General features: G+C 65.1%; 19 protein-coding genes, 1 pseudogene and 1 riboswitch. Of the genes and pseudogenes, 7 read left to right on the top strand and 13 right to left on the bottom strand.

Features of this window, described 5'->3' with window-relative positions:
- Positions 1-234 precede the first annotated feature (234 nt).
- From rocD to ACK3BK_RS02930, 7 genes are all read right to left on the bottom strand, one after another.
- Complete coding sequence (gene rocD, locus ACK3BK_RS02960; protein WP_411383700.1) at positions 235-1428, bottom strand: ornithine--oxo-acid transaminase; 1194 nt, start codon at positions 1426-1428, stop codon at positions 235-237.
- Positions 1429-1440: 12 nt separating this feature from the next.
- Positions 1441-2559 (bottom strand): succinylglutamate desuccinylase/aspartoacylase family protein, encoded by a 1119-nt coding sequence (locus ACK3BK_RS02955; protein ID WP_411383699.1) that lies wholly within the window; start codon positions 2557-2559, stop codon positions 1441-1443.
- Between the two features lie 73 nt (positions 2560-2632).
- The gene (locus tag ACK3BK_RS02950) at positions 2633-3880 is read right to left on the bottom strand and encodes an OprD family porin (RefSeq protein WP_411383698.1); all 1248 of its coding nucleotides are present in this window, start codon (positions 3878-3880) and stop codon (positions 2633-2635) included.
- 118 nt (positions 3881-3998) lie between these two features.
- Complete coding sequence (locus ACK3BK_RS02945) at positions 3999-5636, bottom strand: ABC transporter ATP-binding protein (RefSeq protein ID WP_411383697.1); 1638 nt, start codon at positions 5634-5636, stop codon at positions 3999-4001.
- Positions 5633-6523: an ABC transporter permease gene (locus ACK3BK_RS02940; protein WP_411383696.1), complete on the bottom strand. Its 891-nt coding sequence runs from the start codon at positions 6521-6523 to the stop codon at positions 5633-5635. The genes ACK3BK_RS02945 and ACK3BK_RS02940 overlap by 4 nt, the downstream gene beginning before the upstream one ends.
- A complete protein-coding gene (locus ACK3BK_RS02935) occupies positions 6520-7461 on the bottom strand; it encodes an ABC transporter permease (protein WP_063542551.1) in 942 nt (313 codons plus the stop codon). Before ACK3BK_RS02935 ends, ACK3BK_RS02940 begins: the two co-directional genes overlap by 4 nt.
- A 1-nt stretch (position 7462) precedes the next feature.
- The gene (locus ACK3BK_RS02930; RefSeq protein WP_411383695.1) at positions 7463-9019 is read right to left on the bottom strand and encodes an ABC transporter substrate-binding protein; all 1557 of its coding nucleotides are present in this window, start codon (positions 9017-9019) and stop codon (positions 7463-7465) included.
- Positions 9020-9435: 416 nt separating this feature from the next.
- Between ACK3BK_RS02930 and ACK3BK_RS02925 the strand changes: the two genes are divergently transcribed.
- Together ACK3BK_RS02925 and ACK3BK_RS02920 are read left to right on the top strand one after the other, a co-directional pair.
- Complete coding sequence (locus tag ACK3BK_RS02925; RefSeq protein ID WP_411383694.1) at positions 9436-10353, top strand: LysR family transcriptional regulator; 918 nt, start codon at positions 9436-9438, stop codon at positions 10351-10353.
- Positions 10354-10381: 28 nt separating this feature from the next.
- Positions 10382-11860, top strand: a complete 1479-nt coding sequence (locus tag ACK3BK_RS02920; protein WP_411383693.1) for a serine hydrolase domain-containing protein — start codon at positions 10382-10384, stop codon at positions 11858-11860.
- A gap of 106 nt (positions 11861-11966) precedes the next feature.
- Here the strand turns inward: ACK3BK_RS02920 and ACK3BK_RS02915 are convergent, their stop codons facing one another.
- The 3 genes and pseudogenes from ACK3BK_RS02915 to ACK3BK_RS02905 form a co-directional block, all read right to left on the bottom strand.
- A complete protein-coding gene (locus tag ACK3BK_RS02915; RefSeq protein ID WP_411383692.1) occupies positions 11967-12770 on the bottom strand; it encodes a nucleotidyltransferase domain-containing protein in 804 nt (267 codons plus the stop codon).
- A 37-nt stretch (positions 12771-12807) separates the two neighbouring features.
- Positions 12808-14013 carry an RtcB family protein gene (locus ACK3BK_RS02910; protein WP_411383691.1) on the bottom strand — a complete coding sequence of 402 codons (1206 nt, stop codon included), beginning with the start codon at positions 14011-14013 and terminating at the stop codon, positions 12808-12810.
- A 21-nt stretch (positions 14014-14034) separates the two neighbouring features.
- Positions 14035-14343, bottom strand: a pseudogene (locus tag ACK3BK_RS02905) (slipin family protein); the annotation flags it as partial.
- Between the two features lie 316 nt (positions 14344-14659).
- On the opposite strand from ACK3BK_RS02905, the gene rtcR reads away from it, so the two are divergent.
- The 3 genes from rtcR (at position 14660) to ribB (ending at position 18004) form a co-directional block, all read left to right on the top strand.
- A complete protein-coding gene (gene rtcR / locus ACK3BK_RS02900) occupies positions 14660-16249 on the top strand; it encodes an RNA repair transcriptional activator RtcR (protein WP_411383690.1) in 1590 nt (529 codons plus the stop codon).
- A gap of 321 nt (positions 16250-16570) precedes the next feature.
- Positions 16571-16843: a DUF3077 domain-containing protein gene (locus ACK3BK_RS02895; protein ID WP_411383689.1), complete on the top strand. Its 273-nt coding sequence runs from the start codon at positions 16571-16573 to the stop codon at positions 16841-16843.
- A gap of 289 nt (positions 16844-17132) precedes the next feature.
- Positions 17133-17274, top strand: a riboswitch (FMN riboswitch).
- 79 nt (positions 17275-17353) lie between these two features.
- Entirely contained in the window at positions 17354-18004 is a 651-nt protein-coding gene (ribB, locus tag ACK3BK_RS02890) for a 3,4-dihydroxy-2-butanone-4-phosphate synthase (protein ID WP_411383688.1), read from the top strand.
- A gap of 51 nt (positions 18005-18055) precedes the next feature.
- Here the strand turns inward: ribB and ACK3BK_RS02885 are convergent, their stop codons facing one another.
- The 3 genes from ACK3BK_RS02885 to ACK3BK_RS02875 are packed head-to-tail and all read right to left on the bottom strand — an operon-like array spanning position 18056 to position 21750.
- A complete protein-coding gene (locus ACK3BK_RS02885; protein WP_186669197.1) occupies positions 18056-19246 on the bottom strand; it encodes an SGNH/GDSL hydrolase family protein in 1191 nt (396 codons plus the stop codon).
- Position 19247: 1 nt separating this feature from the next.
- Positions 19248-20360, bottom strand: a complete 1113-nt coding sequence (locus ACK3BK_RS02880) for a DUF459 domain-containing protein (RefSeq protein ID WP_238343325.1) — start codon at positions 20358-20360, stop codon at positions 19248-19250.
- Entirely contained in the window at positions 20347-21750 is a 1404-nt protein-coding gene (locus ACK3BK_RS02875) for an MBOAT family O-acyltransferase (protein WP_411383687.1), read from the bottom strand. Before ACK3BK_RS02875 ends, ACK3BK_RS02880 begins: the two co-directional genes overlap by 14 nt.
- 257 nt (positions 21751-22007) lie before the next feature.
- On the opposite strand from ACK3BK_RS02875, the gene ACK3BK_RS02870 reads away from it, so the two are divergent.
- Positions 22008-22250 carry an exodeoxyribonuclease VII small subunit gene (locus ACK3BK_RS02870; RefSeq protein ID WP_411383686.1) on the top strand — a complete coding sequence of 81 codons (243 nt, stop codon included), beginning with the start codon at positions 22008-22010 and terminating at the stop codon, positions 22248-22250.
- A complete protein-coding gene (gene ispA / locus ACK3BK_RS02865; RefSeq protein WP_186669194.1) occupies positions 22247-23134 on the top strand; it encodes a (2E,6E)-farnesyl diphosphate synthase in 888 nt (295 codons plus the stop codon). Before ACK3BK_RS02870 ends, ispA begins: the two co-directional genes overlap by 4 nt.
- Positions 23135-23147 lie beyond the last annotated feature (13 nt).

Genomic DNA, 23147 nt, shown 5'->3' with positions numbered 1-23147 from the left:
GGACACGGTCAATGAAACGCAGATTGACTTGCGTATTCTCGACATATCGAACTCCAACTTCAGCCCACAGCGGCGTTGCGGCCTTGAGCACGCTCAAACTGACTGGCGGTAGCGCAGCCGATTAAGTGATCGGGAACAGGGCCGCGCACAGGGAAACAGCCGAATCAGGATCAATAGCAAGATCGTGGGGGCGGGCTTGCCCGCGAGAAGAACACCGCGGTCCAAGCCACTCGGCTAGCAATCAACCAGCACCTGGGCAATCCGCTCCAGCCCCCAGTCCAACTCGTCGCGGCTGATGCACAGCGGCGGCGCGATGCGCAGCACGGTCTCGTGGGTTTCCTTGGCCAGCACGCCCAGCGCCATCAGCGCCTCGCAGTATGGCCGCGCCGGGCGGTCCAGCTCGATCCCGACCCACAGCCCACGGCCACGAATATCACGCACGAACGGCACCGCCATCTCACGCAGGCGCTGTTGCAGGTAGGCGCCGAGCTCGGCACTGTTCTGCGCCAGTTGCTCGTCTTGCAGCACGCGCAGCGCCTCCAGGCCCACCGCTGCCGCCAGCGGGTTGCCGCCAAAGGTCGAACCATGGCTGCCGGCATCGAACAGGTCCATCAGCGCATGGTCGGCGATAAACGCCGAGACCGGCAGGATCCCGCCGCCCAGCGCCTTGCCGACGATCAGGCCATCCGGGCGAATGCCCTCGTGCTCGAAAGCGAAGGTCTTGCCGGTACGCCCAAGGCCGGACTGGATCTCGTCAAGAATCAGCAGGGTGTTGGTGGCGTCGCACAGCTCGCGCAACTGACGCAGGAAGCCCTGTGGCGGCACGCGAATGCCGGCCTCGCCCTGGATCGGCTCGATCAGCACGGCGCAGGTATTCGGGCCGATGGCAGCACGGAAGCTGTCGATATCGCCGAAGGTCGCAGTGTCGAAACCGTCGCTGAACGGGCCGAAGCCATCCTTGTACTGCGGCTCGGTGGAGAACCCGACGATGGTAGTGGTGCGACCATGGAAGTTGTCGGTGGCGGTGACGATACGCGCCTTGTCACGGGCGATGCCCTTGACCCGATAACCCCAGCGACGCGCGGCCTTGATCGCGGTCTCCACCGCCTCGGCGCCGCTGTTCATCGGCAAGGCGGCCTCGAAGCCGGCGATCTCGCACAGGGCTTCGAGGAAGTGACCGAGGGTTTCGGAGTGGAAGGCCCGCGATACCACGCTGACCTTCTGCAACTGGGCGATGGCGGCAGCGACGATCCGCGGGTGGGCGTGGCCATGGCTGACCGCCGAGTAGGCCGACATCATGTCCAGGTAGCGCTTGCCGTCGCAGTCCTCGACCCAGACGCCCTGGGCACGGCTGATGGCCACCGGCAGCGGCGAGTAATTGTTGGCGCCGAAGCGCTGTTCACGGTCGATGATATGGGTGATGTTCATGAAAACTCCTGATCAGGCGCTGAGCAGCTTGCCGGTGCGAATGGGGGTGGTGCCGGTGACGCGTCCCAGCGGATCGCCAGGGCGCACGAAGCGCACGTCGCGGCGCATGTACAACACGCCGGCAGTGGCGCTGCGGACCGTGGTCACCTCGCCGCTGAGCGGGTCGATCAGGTCGAACATCGGTTCGCCCGGCTGCACCCGGGCGCCCAGGGCAACGCGGTGCACCAGCACGCCACCGACCGGGGCGATGAACTGCTCGCTGCCAGCCAGCGGGGTGCCCGGCCACAGCAGTTCCGGCAGGGGCGCCGGCTCGCCGCTGATGAAGCCGGCATGGCACAGGTAGTCGATGATCGCGCTGGCGTCCTGCTGTGCCAGTGCGCTGTCTACATCACGCTGGCCGCGGTGTTCGACGGTGACGCAGGCATTGCCCAGCGGAATCGGGTAGGCGCCTTGCAGACGCTCGCGCAGGCGCCACCAGATCAGGCTCAGCGCCTCGTCGAACGACAACGCCTGGGAATCCACCGACAGCAGCGAAGCTTGCGAGCCGATGTAGCGGGCCAGCGGCTCGACCTGCTCCCAGCTCCATTCGGAGGTGTACAGGTGCATCACCGCCTCACGCGAGCAGTGCAGGTCCAGGACCAGGTCGGCATCGTGTGCCAGCAGCATCAGCCGACGCTGCAGCGACGCCATTTCATCGCGCGGGGCGATCGCCTCCAGGCTTAGCTGCCAGGCGGCGCGCACAGCCTTGAGGTTGTGTTGGGCATCGTCGGTGAGTTCCCCTTCCACCCGCTGCAGGATCGCCTCGAGCGGGAAGGGAAAGTCACGGTTGTAGTTGCGCCCGCTGCCCAGTTCGAAACGTCCGCTCGGCGCGCCCATGACGAACTGGGCGAGCCCTGCCGGGTTGGCCACCGGCACCAGGACGATCTGTGCCGTCAGCCGGCCAGCCGCCTCCAGCGCCAGCAGGCGCTGGCGCAGGTCGGTGGCGACCAGCATCGCCGGCGTTTCGTCGGCGTGCAGGCACGCCTGGATGTACACCTTCCTGGTGTAGACGTCCGGCCCAAAGTGCTCGCTGACGATCTCGCGTTGGGTGCCGTGCGTGGCAGTGAGCAGTGGATGTGCGATTCGTTTCATACAGTATTCCATGGCCGCGGGCGGCGTCGTTCATGAAGCAGAAGGCAGGCCACCTCCCGCGGGAAACCCGGCGCTACCAGAGCGCCCAGGTGTACCCCACGATGAAGCGGTTCTCGTTGATGTCGTTGGCATAGCTGGAGTTGAGCTGGGCGTTGCGCCAGCGCAAGGACAAGCCCTTGACCAGGCCGGACTGCACCACGTAGCTAATATCCAGGTCGCGTTCCCACTCACGACCCTGCTCGCCGACCAGCCTGGTGGTTTCGATCCCCCAGCCCTGGGCGTAGCGCATGCCGAAAGTCAGGCCCGGCACGCCAAGGGCGGCGAAGTCGTACTCGTAGCGGGCATGCCAGGCACGCTCGTTGGTCTGCGAGAAGTTGACCAGCTGATACTCGGTGAACAGGTAGGTGTTGGCGCCATCGACATACGGGAACGGGGTGTCGCCGTACTGCTTCTGGTAGCCCACGCCGAAGTTGTGGCCAGCCCACTCGTAGCTGAAGCGGGTGCTCAGCGCGCGGTTGTCGACCTTGCCGGCCAGGCCTGCGCCGTCCTTGTCGGCATCCCAGTAGCGCAGCTCGCTGCGCACGGTGCCGGGGCCGAACTTGAAGGCGTGCTTGAGGCCGAAGAAATGCTGCTGATAGAGGCGCTCGAGCTCGCCGTAGTAGTAGCTCAGCTGCAGGTCCGGCAGCAGGTTGTAGTCACCGCCCGCGTAGCGGAACTGATTGCTGGTGGCGGCTTTGTAGGCGCCGTTCTGCGCGGTCATGCTCATGGTTTCGCGGTCGGTCGACTCGCGGTCACGCATGCGGTCGAACTGGCCCAGGCCCAAGGTCAGGTTGGAGATGTCCTTGGAGCTGACGGTCGCGCCCTGGAAGGTCTGCGGGAACAGGCGGCTGGTGTTGGGCTGCAACACCGGCAGCTTGGGCACCTGCTCGCCGACACGCAGTTCGGTCTTGCTGATGCGCACCTTGCCGGCCACACCCAGCTTGGAGTACTCGTCGGCGGCACGTCCGTCACTGCCCTTTGGCAGCAGGCCGGTGCCGGAACGGTCGGGGCTGGAGTCCAGCTTCACGCCCAGCATGCCGGTGACATCCAGGCCGAAGCCGACGGTGCCCGGGGTGTAGCCGGAGATGAAGTTGAAGGTGAAGCCCTGCGCCCACTCATCGCGCTTGGACTGCTTGGCCGCTTCGCGGTAGTCGCGGTTGAAGTAGTAGTTCTTGGTATCCAGGTTGGCGCTGGAGTCCTTGAAGAAGTCGGCCATGGCCGCCCCCGGAAGGACCGTGACGACGCTCGCGCCCATCAGGATTTTCTTGAAATCTCGGTTCATGTCTGTGCTCCCCACCTTCTTGCTTTTTTCGTTGTTGGATGTTTTGAAGGCATGACTTCCCCCTGGGCGCTCAACCGGGGTTGGCGCCATTCGAGGAAGGTGAATCAAGGTTTGTGGATCAGCTCGTCGCAGGCGTCTGGCGCAGCCTGAAACCGCCACCTTCGAGCTTCTCCAACGGGCACGACGCTGCCAGCAATTGCCGGGTATAGGCATGCTGAGGGCGATCGAAGATCTCGTCGCGCGGCCCGATTTCCACCACATCGCCCTGGCACATCACCGCGACCCGGTGAGCGATGCGCTCCACCGCTGCCAGGTCGTGGGAGATGAACAGGCAGGCGAATCCGTACTGCTTCTGCAGGCGCTCGAACAGCTCGAGGATCTGCTTCTGCACGGTCATGTCCAACGCCGAGATCGGCTCGTCGGCCACCACCAGGCTGGGCCTGCGCACCAGCGCCCGGCCGATCGCCACACGCTGGCGCTGGCCGCCGGACAGCTCGTGCGGCAAGCGGTCGATCAGACGCTCCGGCAGGTTGATGTCGTTCAGCGTCGCCAGCACCCGGGCGCGACGCTGGGCCGGGCTCATGTCCGGCACATGGCGCAGTGGCTCGGCGAGAATCTGGCCAATGCTCATGCGCGGGTTAAGCGACGAGAACGGGTCCTGGAAGATCATCTGGCATTGCAGGCGATGGCTGCGATTGGCCGCCTGGGCGATATCGTGGCCCTGGAAACGGATCTCGCCAGCGCTGGGCTTGACCAGCCCGACGATGGCGCGGCCCAAGGTGGTCTTGCCCGAGCCACTGCCGCCCACCAGCGCCAGCGTCTCGCCCGGTGCGATGTGCAGGTTGGCGCCATGCACCACGCGCCGCGCCTCGCTCTTGCGCCACAGGCGGCGCGGGCCGGGATAGGCGATCTGCACGCCATCGATCTGCAGCAGCGGCGCGTTGGCCTGCGGCAGCGGCGGCAGCTCGCCACGACTGGGCAGTGCTTCGAGCAACTGACGGGTGTACTCGGCACGGGGGTTGAGCAATACCTGGTCGATCGGGCCCTGCTCGACCTCCTTGCCATTGCGCATCACCACCACCTTGTGCGCATAACGCGCCACCAGCGACAAGTCGTGGCTGATGAACAGCACGGCGGTGCCCTGCTTGGCGGTCAGCTCGAGCATCAGCTTGAGCACGTCCAACTGGGCCAGGCAGTCGAGCGCAGTGGTCGGCTCGTCGGCAATCAGCAGCGCCGGGCGCAGCAGCATGACCGAGGCGAGCATGATGCGCTGGCGCATGCCGCCCGAGAACTCGTGCGGGTAGGCCTGCAGGCAGCGCTCGGCGTCGCGGATGCCGATGTCGCCGAGCATCTGCAGGCATTTCTGGCGGATGGTCTGCTCGTCGAACTCGGTGTGCAGGCGCATGCCTTCGGCCATCTGCTCGCCGATGCGCAGTGCCGGGTTGAGCGACACCATGGGTTCCTGGAACACCATGCCGATCTTCGCCCCGCGAATCTCGCGCAGGGCTTGCGGGCTCAGGCTGCCCAGGTCCTGGCCCTGGAAGCGGATGCTGCCACCGCACACACGCATCGGCGGCGGCAACAGGCCGATGGCGGCACGTGCAGCCATGGTCTTGCCGCTGCCCGACTCGCCCACCAGCGCCACGATCTGGCCCGGCGCGATATCGAACGCCAGGTCATCGACCACCACCGGACCATCGACACCGGCGCGGATCTTCAGGCCCTCGACGGCCAGCAAGGGTTGGGTCTGGCTCATTGCAGCGTCCTCATGCGCGGATCGAGGCGGTCGCGCAGGGCGTCGCCGGCAAGGTTGAAGGCCAACAGCGAAAGGGCGATGCACATGCCGGGGAACAGCCCCAGCCAGCCCGCGGAGGCAATGAACGGACGGCTGGCGGCAAGCATGTTGCCCCAGGTCGCAGCAGGTGGCGGCACGCCCAGGCCGAGGAAGCTCAGCGAGCTTTCGGCGAGGATGGTCCAGCCGAACATGCTGGTGGCGATCACGCATACCGGTGCCACGCAGTTGGGCGCGACATGGCGCAACATGGTGTACAGCTCGGAGTTGCCGATCACCCGCGAGGCCTCGACGAACTCACGCTCGCGCAGCGACAGCACGCTGCTGCGCACCACCCGCACCACCGATGGCGTGTAGGCGATGCTCAGGGCCAGGATGATGCCGTACTGGCTCGGGCCGATGATCGCCATCAGCGCCAGCGCCATGAGAATGCCGGGGAAGGCCAGCAGGGTGTCGTTGATCATCATCAGCACCCGGTCGACGTTGCCGCGCAGGTAGCCGGCGAGCAGACCGAGAATGGTGCCGCAGGTCACCGCGACGATCACCGTCAGCAGGCTTACCCACAGGCTGGTGTGCGCGCCGACCATCAAGCGGCTGAGCACATCGCGGCCGTATTCGTCGGTGCCCAGCCAGTGCGCGGCCGAAGGCGGCTGCAGGCGCGTCAGCAGGTCCAGGCGCACCGGGTCGTGGGGTGTCCACACCAGGCCGAGCAAGGCGACCAGGGTCAGGATCGCCAGCAGGGTCAGGCCGACCAGCGCATTCAGTTGCATTGGCCGGCGGCGACGTGCGCGCGGTGCCGGCGTGGATGACATGTCCGCAGGGGACAGGGTCGGAGTCTGAGGCTTGCTCATAGCTTCACCCTTGGGTCGAACAGTGGGTACAGCAGGTCCACCAGCAGGTTGACCAGTACGAAGATGAAGGTGACCAGCAACAGGCAGCCCTGCAGTACCGGGTAGTCGCGACCGAAGATCGCATCGACCATCAGGCGCCCGATACCGGGCAGGGTGAACACCGTTTCCAGCACCGCGATACCGCCCAGCAGGTTGCCCAGGATCAGCCCGATCAGGGTCATGGTCGGGGCGAAGGCGTTGCGCAGGGCGTGCTTCCACAGCACCGCGCTTTCCGACAGACCCTTGGCCCGGGCATGGGTGATGTACTCCAGGCGCAGCACCTCGATGGCGTTGGCCCGGGCCATACGGGTGATCGCGCCGATCTCCACCAGGGTCAGGGTCGCCACCGGCAGGATCATGTAGCGCATCGACTGCCAGGCGTCCTGGTCGAAACTCACGTAGCCCACGATCGGCAACCAGCCCAGCTTGATGCCGAAGCCGTAGAGCAGCAGCAGGCCCAGCCAGAACGAGGGGATCGACAGCAGCAGGGTGGCCACCGCCACCACCGACAGGTCGAGCGAACCGTTCTGTTTCCACGCCGCCAGCATGCCGGCGGGCACCGCGATCAAGCTGGCGAGCAGCACTGCGATCAGCACGATGCTGGAGCTGACGCCGAAGCGCTCGAGCATCATTGGCAGCACCGCCTCGCGGGTGGTGATGGAATGGCCAAGGTCGCCGCTGAGCACCGCCTTGAACCAGATCACGAATTGCACGGCCATCGGCTGGTCGAGCCCCAGGGCCTGGCGAGTGCTCGCCAGGCTCTGTTCGTCGGCCATGTCACCGAGCATCAGCAGCGCCGGGTCGCCCGGAATCAGCCGAATGATGGTGAACACCGCCACCGCGATCAGCAGCAGGGTCGGGATCGCCATGCCCAGCCGCTGAAGGATGTACCGAAACATGTCAGCTCTTCCCCTGTTTATCGACGCTGATCATCCACAGGCGCGGCTTGGACACCGGCCATGGGCGCTGGCCCTGGACGTACTCGCGGGTCACGGTGATGGCATTGCCGTTGTACAGCGGGATCAGTGGCAGGTCGCGCAGCATGTCCTTGTGCAGCTCGTCGAACAGCGCCTGGCGCTTGGCCGGCTCGCCTTCGCGGCGGGCCTCGGCGATCAGCTCGCGGGCCTTGGCGTCATCCCAGACCTTGCGCGGCTCCTTGCTCTTGTCGCCGGTGGCGGCGTCGTAGTTCAGCGCCGGGTCCAGGCGCTCGGAATAGGTGGAAACCATCACTTGGTAGTTACCGCTCTGGTAGCGCTCGAGCTGGGTGCCCCATTCCATGGTCTGCAGCTGGATGTTCAGGCCGACCTGGCTGGCCATGGCCTGCACATAGACGGCGATGTCGAACATGTTCGGGTAGCGCTTGTTGGTGATCAGCTGGATCGGCTGGCCTTTGTAGCCGGCCTCCTTGAGCAGCCGTTTGCTTTCTTCGGGGGAGTAGCCCCAGCCCTTGTCCTGGGCAGCGGTGTGGTAGCGGCTGCCAAGGGCGACCATCGACGGGTTGGGCTTGGAACGCCCTTCGGTCAGCGCGGTGACGATGGTGCTGGTGTCCAGGGCATGGGCCAATGCCTGGCGCATGCGCACGTCGGAGAACAGCGGGTCCTTGGTCTGGAACAGCACGGCGCTGGTCGACATGGTGGTGCTCGCCGAAATGCGCACGCCAGGCAGCGCTTCAAGCTCCTTGGCTTCCAGGGCGCTGACGTCGTTGAGCATGTCGACGTTGCGCGACAACAGCGCAGCCTTGGCGGCGGCCGGGTCGGGGATGATGGTCATGTGCACGCGGTCGAGGGTGGTCGACTTGTTGCCGGTATAGCCATCGGCAGCTTCGTCACGCGCCTTGTATTCGGCGAAACGGTCCAGGTCGACGTACTGGCCCGGCTTCCAGGTCGCCAGCTTGAACGGGCCAGTGCCGATCGGCGTGGTCCATTCACCATTGACCACCGAGTCGGGGTGCATGATGCCGCTGCCACCGCACTCGGGCAGCGCCATGCTCGCCAGGAACAGGGCGTTGGGCTGGTCGAGGGTGAAGACCACGGTCTGGGCATCCGGGGCCTTGATATCGACGATCTTGGCGCCGCTGTGGCCGTCGAACGACGCGGTGCAGCGCCACTGGGTGGCCGGGTCCATGTAGCGCTGCCAGGTCCACAGCACTTCCTTGGAGGTCAGCGGCTTGCCGTTGTGGAAGGTGACGCCGTCGCGCAGCTTGAAGGTGTAGGTCAGGCCGTCGTCGGAGGTGACGACTTCCTTGGCCAGCAGCGGGCCGACGCTTGCGTCTTCGCGGAAGGCAACCAGGCCTTCGAACAGGTGCAACACCACCGCATCGGAGTTGGTGTCACGGTTCACGCCTGGCTGGGTGCTGCGGATGTCGGCGTTGAGGGCGACATTCAGGGTGTTTTGTGTCTGAGCGTTGGCACAGATGGAGGCCATCAGGCCAGTCATCAGAATCAGAGTCTTGTTCAAGTTATTCCCCTCGGGCTCGAGATCCAGTGCAGTCGGCGGCAGAGTCGTGAAAGGTTGCGCTCCGATCCGAGAACTCGTTGTTGTTGTTATGGCCGTGGCCTGGTGCGACGTACGCCCGAGGCCCGGTAGCGATGCCTGGCTCATCCTGTCTCAGGTGGCGCCGCTGCGTAAGCACATAAATTCCGATCATGAGCGGTGAGCCCAATCGCATGAATTGAGCATCTGCTCTACGCCACTGCCAAAAACCTTCGGCAAAGGCCATGCTGTGCTGGTCGTCAGGCGACAAGCACATCGGCACGCATGATCCAGTAAAGCTATCGGGATCAGCAAAAGCGCACTGACGGTCTATTCGATCGCTCTCTAACATGGCCGCACAAAGCACGGCCCCACGCATCCCTGGCGGAGTTCGAACAACAATGACCCTGACCCACCTGCGCGCCTTCTGCTCCGTGGTCGACATGGGCAGCTTCCGGGCTGCGGCCCGCGCACTGAACATCGCGCAAAGCACCCTCACCCAGTCGGTCCAGGCCCTGGAGCGCGAACTCGGCGGCCCGTTGCTGCACCGTACCAACCAGGGCATCCGGCTCAGTGATTCCGGCCAGCGCTTCATCGCCCATGCCCGCGCCATCCTCATGGATTGCGACCGCGCCGTGGCCGACGTCCGTGCGCTGGTCGAACCCCAGGGCCATGTCGCCCTTGGCGTCACCTCCGAACCGCTGGCCGAACTGCTGGTGCCGGTGTTCGAAAGCTTTACCTCCCAGCACCCGCAGACCCGCCTCGAAGTGACCAGCGGATCGACCAAGATCCTGATCGAGAAGCTGCGCGAAGGCCGCCTGGACTTCGCCCTCTGCGCCCTGCCTGCGCATGTCGATGAAATCGATCTGTCCATCCAGCGCCTGCACGCCTCGCGCGCCGGGGTGATCGCCCGCAAGGATCACCCGCTGCGCGAAGCCCGCTCGGTACGCGACCTGACCCAGTGCAAATGGATCAGCGTGCGACGCGACGGCCTGGTCGGTGGCACCGAGGGCCGCCTGATCGAACTGTTCCGCGCCCACGGGCTGGGCATGCCGAAGATCGGCATCACCACCGAATCGCTGCTCGAGACCCTGCACATCGTCGCCGAGACCGACTACCTGACCATCGAGCCGGCGATCATTCCGTCGCTGAAACTGTTCTCCTCCTCGCTGGTGAGAATCCCCATCGAGGAGCGCCTGAGCCACCGCGACGTGGCCCTGATCACCCGCAAGAACGCGACGCTGACCAGCGTGGCCCAGGTCTTCATCGGCATGCTGGTGTCCTACAGCCGATTGGTCCACCCGCGCACCGCCGACTGAACAACGCCCCGCATCATGAGGACTACCCATGCCCCAGCCAATCACCGTCGATCAGCTTGCCGCCCATGACCTGCCCCGTGGGCTGCCCTCCTCCGTCGGTATCGATGGCTTCGAGGTCGCCGCCTTTCTCGAGGCGGTGCAACACGCCGGGCTCGAGCTGCACGGGGTGATGCTCGAGCGCGACGGCGTACTGGTGGTGGACGCCTGGCGCTGGCCGTACGATTCGCTGACGCCACGGGTGACCCACTCGATCACCAAGAGCTTCACCGCCTGTGCCATCGGCCTGGCCATCGACGAAGGGCTGCTGCGCCTGGACGACACCCTGGCGAAGTTCTTCCCGCAAGCGGCGGCAGGCGCCACCGACCCACGCGCCGCACAGATCACTGTCGAGCACCTGCTGACCATGCGCACCGGCCACGGCGGCAACACTTCCGGCTCGATCTGGCGCGGCATCGACGGCAGTTGGGTCGAGGAGTTCTTCCGTATTCCGCTGACCAGCGCGCCGGGCACCGATTTCGTCTACACCAGCGCCGCCAGCTACATGCTCTCGGCGGTGCTGACCCAGGTCGCAGGCGTCACCCTGCATGACTACCTCAAGCCGCGCCTGCTCGAACCGCTGGGCTTCCAGGCGCAGCACTGGGACATCAGCCCGGAAGGCATCAACCCCGGCGGCAACGGCCTGACGGCGCGGCCTGTGGATGTCCTCAAGCTGGCCATGCTGCACCGCGACGGCGGGCGCTGGAATGGCGAGCAGGTTCTGCCACACGCGTGGGTGGAGGCGGCAACGCGCGCCCAGGGTGGCGAAGGCAGCCGCTATGGCTATCACTGGTGGACCGACCGCCCGGCGAACGGCTACAGCGCCGTAGGCGTGTTCGCCCAGATGGCCGCCGCGATCCCCGGCGAGCGCGCCACGCTGGCAGTGTTCGGCGCCATGGAGAAGTCGGCGCAGGTGACGCCCTTCATCGATCGTCATCTAGGCGCGGCGCTGCGCGGCGAGCAAGCCGGGGCCGCGGCCGACGAACGGCTACGCGAGGTGCTCCAGCGTTTTGCCGAGGAGCGACCACTGCGCTCGCTCGCACGCCCGACCCAGCCGCTGCCTGCGCGGATGAGTTTCGCCCTCGAGGCCAACCCGCATGGCATCGAAACGCTCAACCTGTTGCAGGCGGGCGAGCGGCTGGTGATGGAGTGGGTGGAGGCGACGGGCAGCGAGCGCATCGAAGCCGGGATCGATCATTGGGTTGCGGGCACCAGCTCGTTGCCGGGGGCACAACTGCACCATGGTTATGCATTGCGTGATGCACCCGTGGTAGCGACGGCCCGCTGGGTGGCGGCGAATCGACTGGAGCTGGAATGGGTGTACCCGCGCTCGGCATTCCGCGATCGGGTGTGCCTGAGTTTCGAAGGCGAGCGGGTCTGCCTGGAGCGCAGCGTGAACATCAACAGCGGCATCCGGGCCTGGGAGCCGCTGTATGGAATGAGCACCCACAACCCGACCCGACACCTGTAGCAGCAACTGTCTTGCTCAAAATCTAAAGACCAGCCCAATTCCTGTAGGAGCGGCGAACCGCCGTTCCCACAGATGCTGCGCCAGCCCCGAAATCACAGGCTCAACCCTACTGCGCCTGAAACCGCCCGACCGTCTCCAGCAGAAAGCGATCCAGCACTCCAGTGTCGCTGCGCTCGCCACGCGCCACCTCGACCGTGTCGGCCCGCGCCAGCTCGGCCTCGATGAACCGGTGCAACACGTCATCCCGCGGCCCGTGCTGCGTCTCGCCCGCCCGGCGCTTGCGCTCGAGCAACTGATCGATTGCCTGGCGCACATCCGTCTCATCGACGGTTCGCTCGAGCAGTGCCGTGAACGCGGTCGGTGGCATACCCAAGCCCTGGTCGATCCAGCGCACCGCCAGCAACGGGCGGATCACGTAGAGGTACTTCTTCAGCCGCACCGTGTCACCCAGCAGATAGCCGCGCAGGTTCTTACGGGCCATCGACAGGTAGTGATGGCGCACTGCGCGTGGCGAATAGAACGCACGAGCCAGCGCGCTCAATTGCTCACGGGCCTGCTCGTCGGCCCGGTACACCAACGGCGAGCCCAGCCACTCGAGCAGGCTCGGATTGGCACCTCGCAGCAAACGCAAGGCCTTGCGCAACTCCCAGCCACTGACGTCCAACTCTTCGCTCAGGGGCCGCTCGATCACATCGCGCGGCTCCTCCACGCGCAGGTACCACTCGGCACGCTGCACATAGACGAAACGCACGTCGTAGTCACTGTCCGGCGAGGCGAAGCCCCAGGCGCGGCTGCCGGACTCACAGGCGTACAGCACAGTCACGTCATGCTCGCGCTCGATGCGCTGCAGTTCTTCGAGCACCCGTACGCGCATGGCTTCGGACAGTGGATGTGGGTCGTCCTGGTACATACTTTCACTCCTTGTCAGGGCGCCCCTGGCGCCTGCTTCAACCTTTCACGCACACCACCTGACGCAGGGTGTGCACAACCTCCACCAGCTCGCGCTGGGCATGCATGACCGCATCGATATCCTTGTAGGCCATCGGAATCTCGTCGATCACACTCTTGTCCTTGCGGCACTCCACATGGGCCGTGGCACGCTGCTGGTCTTCGACGGTGAACAGGTTCTTGGCCTTGGTCCGGCTCATCACCCGCCCTGCACCGTGGCTGCACGAGCAAAAAGCCTCTTCGTTGCCCAACCCTCGGACGATGAAACTCTTCGCGCCCATGGAGCCAGGAATGATGCCCAGCTCACCCTTCTGCGCCGATACCGCGCCCTTGCGGGTCACCAGCACTTCGCGCCCGAAGTGTTGCTCACGCTGCACATAGTTGTGATGGCAGTTGACCGCCTCCAGGCTGGCCTCGAAAGGCCTGCCCAGCACCTTGCGGGTCGCCGCCACCACCGCCTGCATCATCAGTTCGCGATTTTGCCGGGCAAAGTCCTGCGCCCACTCCACCGCCTCGACATAGTCGGCGAAATGCCGGCTACCTTCCTCGAAATAGGCCAGGTCCTTGTCCGGCAGGTTGGCCAGGTGCTGACGCATGTCGGCCTGGGCCAGCCCGATGAACAGGTTGCCGATGGCGTTGCCCACTCCACGCGAACCGCTGTGCAGCATGAACCAGACCCGGTCGGCCTCGTCCAGGCAGACTTCGATGAAGTGGTTGCCGCCGCCCAGGGTGCCGAGGTGGCTGCGGTTGTTGGTCTTCTCCAGTTGCGGATGTTTGTCGGTGATCACCTTGAAACGTCCGGCCAGGCGGCCCCAGGTCTGGTCGGCCTGGCTCGGCACTTCGCCCCAGGCGCCCTGGTCACGAAGACCGAACGTCTTGCCATGGGGCACGGCCTTCTCGATGGCACTGCGCAGGCCATGCAGGTTGTCCGGCAGGTCGCGCGCGTGCAGCGAGGTGCGTGCGGCGATCATGCCGCAACCGATGTCCACGCCAACCGCTGCCGGGATGATCGCACCCACGGTGGGGATCACACTGCCGATGGTCGAGCCCTTGCCCAGGTGCACGTCCGGCATCACCGCAAGGTGCTTGAAGATGAACGGCATGCGTGCGGTGTTCATCAATTGCCGACGCGCGTCGTCCTCGACCGGCACGCCATCGGTCCACAGTTTGATCGGCTTGCCGCCGGCCACTTCCAACAGGTTCATGTCCTTGTTCCTCGCGTTCGCTCAGCCCGCCTTGAGGCTGACCAAGCCATTCAATACCTGATCCAGACCACCGAATACCGAGATCCGGTCGATGCGTTCGGCCACCCGCTCCAGGGTTTCCAGCTCCTTCAGGCGCAGGGCCGTCGGGCTACCTTCCATCACCTTGGCGGTGTTGAGCAGCGAGCGCGTCGCCTGGGTTTCCTCACGGCGACGAATCACGTTGGCCTGCGCCGCCTTTTCCGCCTCCACTACTTGCGCCAGCAGCGTCTTCATCTCGCCCGGCAGGATGATGTCGCGCACCCCGAGGCTGCTGATTTCCAGACCGCTGCCCGGCAGTTGCGTCTGCAGGTGGCGGCTTGCACAGGGCGACCGATCGTTGCAGCGGCGGTATGCACGACACCGACACCTGAGTGGGTACGTGCACCAGCGGGGTCTCACCCCCTTGCCCTTGGGCCTGCCTGGCGATTCGGTCGAGAGGGATATAGCGAGCGGCATGCCAGCTTTTTGCAACTGCTCCATTTATTTTTTAGGTAACTGATTTTTAACGATTTATTTTTTAATCTGATTTTCAGGCAATTTTAGTGGCGGCAGAAAACTCGATTATTCATATATGCTTGGATAAGACTTTATCTTTTGGGATAACTCCATGAGCAAAGCCCGTGTTGCCATCGGTTTTCTCGGCACCACCCTCGACCGCAATGGCAAGGGCGCCGCACGCTGGAACCGCTGGCGCCCCACGATCGGCCTGTGCCGCCAGCCAGACCTGCCGCTCGATCGCCTGGAACTGATTCACGGCCCCGGTGTACGTGACATCAGCCTGGCCGAACGCATCCGTACCGACGTACAGCAGGTATCACCCCACACCGAGGTGCGACTGCACCCGCTCAGCCTGCGTAACCCATGGGATTTCGAAGAGGTCTATGGCGCCCTGCACGACTTCTCCAGCGGCTACCCCTTCGACACCGAGCGCGAGGACTATCTCGTGCACATCACCACCGGCACCCATGTCGCGCAGATCTGCTGGTTCCTGCTCACCGAAGCGCGCTACCTGCCCGCACGCCTGGTGCAGACCTCGCCCTCACGCAAGCACGACGAAGCCAGCGATCCGGCCGGTATCGCCACGCTGATCGACCTTGATCTGTCGCGCTACGACCTGATCGCTTCGCGCTTTCGCCGCGAGCAGGTCGAGGCGCAATCGCTGCTCAAGTCGGGCATTGCCACGCGCAACGCGGCATTCAACCGCACCATCGAACAGATCGAGCGCGTCGCCCTGCGCTCGAAGGCACCGATCCTGCTGGTCGGGCCTACCGGCGCCGGCAAGTCGTTCCTGGCCCGGCGCATTCACGAGCTCAAGCGCGGCCGTCACCAGTTGCAGGGGCGGTTCATCGAGGTCAACTGCGCGACCTTGCGCGGCGATGGCGCGATGTCGACCTTGTTCGGCCATGCCAAGGGCGCCTTTACCGGTGCGCAGAACGCCCGCGATGGCCTGCTGCGCGCTGCCGACGGCGGCATGCTGTTTCTCGACGAGATCGGCGAGCTTGGCGCCGACGAGCAGGCCATGCTGCTCAAGGCCATCGAAGAGAAGCGCTTCTTCCCGCTGGGCTCGGATCGCGAAGTGCAGAGCGACTTCCAACTGATCGCCGGCACCCATCGCGACCTGCGCGCCAAGGTCGCCGAAGGCTCGTTTCGCGAAGACCTGTTCGCCCGTATCAACCTGTGGACCTTCGCCCTGCCGGGGCTTGCGCAGCGGCGCGAAGACATCGAGCCGAACCTGGACTTCGAGTTGCAGCGCCATGCCCGCGAACAAGGCCGACAGGTGCGTTTCAACCTCGAGGCCAAGCGCAGCTACATGGCCTTCGCCCATGCCAGCGAAGCCCGCTGGGCTGGAAACTTCCGCGAGCTGTCGGCCTCGATCACGCGCATGGCGACACTGGCCGACAGCGGGCGAATAGACGAAGCCCTGGTGGCAGAGGAGATCGACCGTTTGCGTCATGCCTGGGGACTGGAGGCGCAGAGCGAGCCGGTACTGGCCGGACGCGAACTGGACCTGTTCGACCAGGTGCAGTTGCAGGCGGTGATCGACGTTTGTCGCCGCGCAGCAAGCCTGTCCGAGGCCGGGCGCCAATTGTTCGCTGTGTCGCGCCAGGAGAAGGCCAACCCCAACGACGCCGATCGCCTGCGCAAATACCTGGCGCGATTCGGCCTGGATTGGCAGCAGGTGAAGGGTCAGGGGTGACAGCTAGGCCGTAGGACATTTCCCAATGTGAAACCAAATGCTTCGAGTCAAAGCGGCTTGGGAAGTATCCTACGCGCCTTGCCGAAGCTTCTCTGTTGTCGGGAAATCACCTCAGGAATAACGTCCCTGGGTCGCGATGTTCGCGGCTGGGTGTGAGAACCCGTTGATGAGTAAAAGAGCATGTCTTTATGGCAGCCGCGCGCGGGCAGACTTCGGTCTGGCCGAGTTTTTTACTCCCTCGGTTTCTCACCCCGCGCACGGCTGCCACCCAAAATCCTTGAGAAAGATTGTGGCGGCTCCCTTGCCTAAAGGAGTAAAGCCATGAAAAAGATCGTCCCCGACCCACCTCTCCTGACTGCTGGCCTGGAAACGTTCCACGAGTCCGGCAACCCGCCTGTGGACATGTTCCGCATCCTGCCCGGCATCCCCGCCGAACACGCCTACGACGAAGTGATGAACCTGCTCGCCTGCATCCGCCACCTGCTGCACGAAGGGTTGATGGAGCAGGACAACCGGCTGCTGACCGCCGCCGACTACCTGAGCGCCTTTGCCAAAGCACTGATGACGGATGTCGAGCGCGGCAGGCTGCACTGAGCTGTCTTGCTCAAAACCCAAAGACCGGCCTAACCCCTGTAGGAGCGGGCTTGTCCCGCGATCGGGCGCGCAGCGGCCGTAAAACCAGGCCCCGAGGTTTTTCAGGAAAAGATCGTCGCTTGGATTGCGGCCGCTTCGCGCCCGATCGCGGGACAAGCCCGCTCCCACAGGGGATTGAGCAGGCCTCAGATTTTTTGAGCAAGACAGTTGCTCCTACAAGGATTAAGGGGAAGGCGGGCATCGACTTAAGCAGGGCTTGCCAGCAAACGGTCGGTTTGCGGTATGCTCCGCCGGTCTTCAGGGCGGGGTGAAAGTCCCCACCGGCGGTAAATCGAAAGATGAGCCCGCGAGCGCCCCGGCCATGCCGGGGGTCAGCAGATCTGGTGAGACTCCAGAGCCGACGGTCATAGTCCGGATGAAAGAAGGCGCAAGCGCGGGGCCATCGGGCGCCCTTGCGCGCGCATTTTGTTCGCCCCGAGACGTTCATCGATCATTCACGAGGAGCGTTTCATGTCCACCTTGCACCACTCGAAATTCCCCAACGTCACCGCCGCCATCGCCGCCTTCCAGGCCGGGCGCCCCGTACTGCTGCTCGACGACGACGATCGCGAGGACGAAGCCGATATCGTCGCCGCAGCCGAGAACCTGTCGCTGCAGACCATGGCCATGATGATTCGCGATTGCAGCGGCATCGTCTGCCTGTGCCTGGATGAAGCCACGGTCGATGCCCTGCAGCTCGCACCCATGGTGCAGAACAACCAGGCCCGCCACGGCACCGGCTTCACCGTCACCATCGAGGCGGCCGAGGGCGTGAGCACCGGCGTGTCGGCCCAGGACCGGATCACCACCATCGAGGCCGCACTGCGCTCGACCGCCGAGCAGCGTCATATCGTCAGCCCTGGCCATGTGTTCCCGTTGCGTGCGCGTGATGGTGGCGTGCTGACCCGCCGCGGCCATACCGAAGGCTCGGTGGACCTGGCGCGCCTGGCCGGGTTGCGGCCAGCGGCGGTGCTGTGCGAGCTGATGAACCCCGACGGCAGCATGGCCCGGGGCGAGCAGGTGGCGGTGTATGCGCGCCAGTACAACCTGCCGCTGGTGACCATCGAGGAGCTGGCACGCTATCGCCAAGCGATGCTCGAACTTGAGGCGCAGCCCGCCTGACCTGCAGCGCGGCCCCTTGCAGGAGCCGCGCTGTATCTTTAAGGGCGGCGCTCAGCGCAGCCCCAGCTGCCCCTTGAGGTAGGCGTATAACATCGCCGCACTCTTGCGATAGCCATCGGCGGTCAGGTGCACCAGGTCAGGCCGCCCCAGGCCGCTGGCCTGCCAGGCGGCGATCGAGCACGGCCCGCCCATCTCTGCCTGCCAATCCCAGAACAGCGCCTTGTACTTCTGCGCCGCCTGGCGCTGGATGCGGATCACGCTCGCCAGCGGCTGCGGCTGGCGCGCCGCGCAACTGGCGGCCTTGCGCTGCTTGATCGAATCGGGCGGCCCGACCAGCAGGATGGCCGCCTTGGGCATTTCCTGGCGCAAGCGGGCCAGGGTGGCGTCCAGCTGCGACTGGTACAGCGCCAGGTCGAGCTTGTCATCGAAGGCTTCGTTTGTGCCGTAGGCGAGGATCACCAGGTCAGGCCGCAACGCCTTGAGCGTGCCCTGCCAACCCGCTTGCCACTTGTCCACCACCTCCAGCCGTGCACCGTTGATACCCAACGATGAATAGGTGACCCCGGCGTTCTTCTGCCCCTGGATATACCAGCCGCCCAGCGCCACGCCCTGGGCGCCTTCCACGCTCAGTTGCAACGGCAGCCCAAGATTGATGAAGGCCGGGCTGAAGCGCCACTCACCATTGGTAGCCGGCAACATGCGGCGCTGGCTGCCATTGGCCACCAGCGTGCTGCTGCGCGTTGCCTGGTACAGCGCCGAGATCCGGTAGCGTTGTTCGTCGGGGTCGCGGGCCTGGATCTTCACGCCAGGGCGATCGACCACCGGCAGCGACAGGTAGCCACCCAACGGAAACTGGCTGCTCTGCTGGTTGCGCGCAGAAACCAGCTCCCACTGGCGCCGCTCGCTGGTGACGATGACCCGGTCGTTGCGAATTCCCGGCACCGGCGAAGCCGGCACCAGGCCAATGCCACCGTCGCCATAGCGGGCCTGCAGCAGCTTGCGCAGCTCACCGCTGAACAGGTCGGCAGCGGTGTGCGAATCACCCAGCTGAACGATGGAAATGGGCGCACGGCCGGCGTTGCGAAACTTGCCGGCGAGCAGCGCGAGGTTGCCGTCGTCGCGCCCCTTGGCGACAACGGCGGGCTTGGCCGCAGGCTGGGGTGGCGCGCTGGCGCCGGTGCTGCACGCGGGCAAGGCGCTGATCAGCAGCGCCACGCCCAGCAGGTGATGCCATAGGCGCATCTCAATGTCCTGTTGCAGTCAGGACCGGGAAGCTGATCAGTGACAGTACCTGCGCGGCGATCATCTTCTGGCCCGTGATGGTGAAATGAATGCCGTCGTCGACCCGGACCTTGACCCGCTTGCCCTCCGGCGTCTGCACCGTATACGAGAACTGCTCGTCGGGATAGCCGAGAATCGGGTTGGCCGAGACGTAGTGCTGGCCGAATTGCGCGGTGCGCTCCTGATAAAGGCCGCTGAGGTAGTTCATGGCCGTCGACAGCCGCGACTTCTCCATGTTCGGCGGGCCGACCCAGATCACCTGGACATTGTGCTCGCGGGCCTGCTCGAGGATCGCGTCGATGCGCTCACGGTAGGCCACTTCCCACTCCGGCGACTTGAAGCGCAGGAACGGCTTGCCCTTGCCCTGGGGCATGTCCCACGGGTCGTTAGGGCCGAGGAACACCACCATCAGGCGGATCTTCGGCGCGCTGGCGAGGGTGTCGGCCACGGTCTTCGGCCAGTTGAAGAAGCCCGGGTAGGCAAGCCCGGTGCTCTGCCGACTGAGGTTGATGGTATGGATCTGGTAGCGCTTGCGCAGGCTGTTGGCCAGGTGCGGGGCGACGCCCTGCATCAGCGAATCGCCCACCAGGAACACTTCATCGCCCGCCGCCAGGGACGCCAGGGTGCCCGGTGCGACCATCTGCGCCACCGGCGGCTTCACGACCACGGGAGCCGCCGCTGGCACCTGCACCGGCGCGACAGGGTGCGCGGCAGTTGCGGCGACATGCACAGGCTTGGCAACAGGGGCCTGCAGATCGACACTCACCACCGGCATCGGCGCCGGCAGTTCGACCACAGGCGGCGCCTGCGCCACCGTGGCTTGCCCGCTCAGGCTGTCGAGGAAGCTGTCACGGCCCTGCTCCAGCGCAGCGGTCAGGCCCGCACCCAGGCGCCAGGCTGGCAATTGCCCCAGCACCGGCAGTTCGCAACTGTCGTGATACTTCTGCTGGCAATACAGGCTAATCGAGTCCTGGTTCAGCCAGAACAGCAGCCCTGTGGCGACCACCAGGGCATACAGCGTGCGCGCCGCGCCCATCTGCACCTGGAACAGCTGGCGGATATCAGAAGCTTGCATAGATGAACCCCGGCACACCCGATTGCGACGCGAAGATCACCAGCGACACGAAGATCGCCAGTGGCAGTGGGTACAGTTGCCAGGGCAGGCGCTGGCTGGCAGAAAAGCCCTGGCGCAGGGTCGCCAGCCACTGTGGATACGTGGCGACGTACAGCACACAGGCCAGCAGCGCTACACCGGTGGCCGAGTCGAGCCCGACCAGGCTGACCTGGGCGATATCGCCCAGCATCTCCCAGGCGCCATCCAGGGTTGGGCTGCGGAAGAAGATCCAGGCGAAGGCCACGTAGTGGAACGTCAGCAAGCGGGCCAGCAGCCCGCTGCCCGGCAGGCGCGCAAAGCCCGGCCACAACTGCTCGAACAGCTTGTACAGCGCCAGCCCCACTCCATGCAGCGCGCCCCAGAGGATGAAATTCAGGCTCGCGCCGTGCCACAGCCCGGAGATCAGCATGGCCAGCAGCATGTTCAGGTTGCCGCGCCACACCCCTTTGCGATTGCCGCCCAGGGGGATGTAGATGTAGTCACGAATGAAGCGCGACAGGCTGATGTGCCAGCGCCCCCAGAACTCCTTGAGATTGCGCGCGGCATAAGGCGCGTTGAAGTTGTCCGGCAGGCGAAAACCCAGCAGCAGGGCGATGCCGGTGACCAGGTTGGTGTAGCCGCTGAAGTTGAAATAGATCAGGAAGCTGTAGCCATAGACGCTGAGCAGCACCTGCTCGGGGGTGAAGCTGCCCGGGGTTTCGAACACCGGATCGACCCACTGGCTGCCCAGCCAGCCGCTGAGCAGGAACAGCTTGACCACCGCCAGTGCAATCAAGCCAAGCGCCCGTTGCGGCTCCAGTACTTCGCGCATGGCCTGCGGGCGGATCTGTGGCAGCAGGTGCGCCGCACGATTGACCGGACCTGCGATCAGGCTGGGGAAGAAGGCCAGGTACAGGGCCAGGTCCAGTGGCGGCGCCGAGGCCATCTCACCGCGGTTGATCGACACCAGGTAGCTGACCGAATGGAAGGCATAGAACGACAGGCCGATCGGCACCAGTAGCTCGAGCACCGGCAGCGACACCTCGAGCCCGGCAGCCGCGAATGCGCCCTGCACACTGGCGGCGAAGAACTCCTGGTACTTGAACAGGTAGAAACACCCCAACACCAGCGCCAGCAGCAGCACGCCATTGAACCAGCGCCCGGGCTGGCGCGCAGCCAGCAACCCCAGCAGGTACACCAGCACACTGTAGCCAAGCAGGATGTACAACGATTGCAGGCTGAAACTCGCCACCAGCCCGTAGCTGGCCGCAAGCAGCAACAGGTTCTGCAGGCGCAGGCTCCAGCAAAGGCTCCAGTAGACAATGAAGAAGAGCGTGAAACAGAGGCCGAATTCGATCGAAAGGAAGCTCACAACGTAGTCCGTTACGTGACGTCGAGAAGGGGGGATTGCCCGAGGCCATCAAGATGCCCAGGCCAGAGCGGGCGGGATTATGGCAGAGCCCCAGTGGGGTCACAATCCGACCACGTCTCAAATTGCAATAAGAAAACTCAAGCACAAATGCAACAAAATACTACCAAGGAATGGCTTTCCGGGAGGCACCGCAATTTGCTCCCCCCGCCCCGCTCTGCTAGTGTCGCGCCGTTAAAAACGCCACCGAGACAGTCGCCATGGCCCGCAAGAAAACCTCCATCGATTTCGAACAATCCCTCGCCGACCTGCAAGCCCTGGTCGAGCGCCTGGAGACCGGCGAACTGTCGCTGGAAGAGTCGCTGGCAGCGTTCGAGCAGGGCATTGCCCTGACCCGCGACTGCCAGGGCGCACTGGCCCAGGCCGAACAGAAAGTGCAGATCCTCCTGGAGCGAGACGGCGAACTGGCCGCCCAGCCCTTCGATGCGGAACCGGAGGCATGATCAGCACCTATCAGGCCCAGTGCCAGGCACGCGTCGACGCGGCCCTCGAACCGCTGTTCGTGGCGCCGTCCAAGGAGCTCGAACGGCTCTACGCGGCGATGCGCTACAGCGTGATGAACGGCGGCAAGCGCGTGCGCCCGCTGCTCGCCTACGCCGCCTGCGAAGCCTTCGGCGTTGCGCCCGAGCAGGCCAACGGCGCGGCCTGCGCAGTGGAGTTGATCCATGCCTACTCGCTGGTGCATGACGACCTGCCGGCCATGGACGACGACGACCTGCGCCGCGGCCAGCCGACCACCCACAAGGCGTTCGACGAAGCCTGCGCCATTCTCGCTGGCGACGGCCTGCAGAGCCTGGCCTTCAGCGCCCTGCTCGATACCCGCCTGAGCCCGCAGACCGATGCCATTCGCCTGGCCATGGTCCAGGCCCTGGCCAAGGCCGCCGGCCCCGCCGGCATGGTCGGCGGCCAGGCCATCGACCTCGGCTCGGTCGGCCTGAAGCTCGACCAGAACGCACTGGAGTACATGCACCGACACAAGACCGGCGCGTTGATCGAGGCCAGCGTGCGCCTCGGCGCCCTGGCCAGCGGCCGTGCCGAGCCCACCCAGTTGGATGCCTTGCAGACTTATGCACAGGCCATCGGTCTGGCCTTCCAGGTGCAGGACGACATCCTCGACGTCGAGAGCGATACCGCCACCCTGGGCAAGCGCCAGGGCGCCGACATCGCCCGCGACAAACCGACCTACCCGGCGCTGCTCGGCCTGGAGGCCGCCAAGGGCTATGCGATCGAACTGCGCGACCAGGCGCTGGTCGCACTTGAAGGGTTCGGTGAAAGCGCCGAGCCGCTGCGGGCGCTGGCGCGCTATATCGTCGAGCGCCGTCACTAAGGGGCTGCAGCTG

The organism is Pseudomonas sp. L7 (assembly GCF_046605565.1).
Lineage (GTDB): Bacteria > Pseudomonadota > Gammaproteobacteria > Pseudomonadales > Pseudomonadaceae > Aquipseudomonas > Aquipseudomonas wayambapalatensis.
This window is presented reverse-complemented; position numbering and strand designations above follow the sequence as displayed.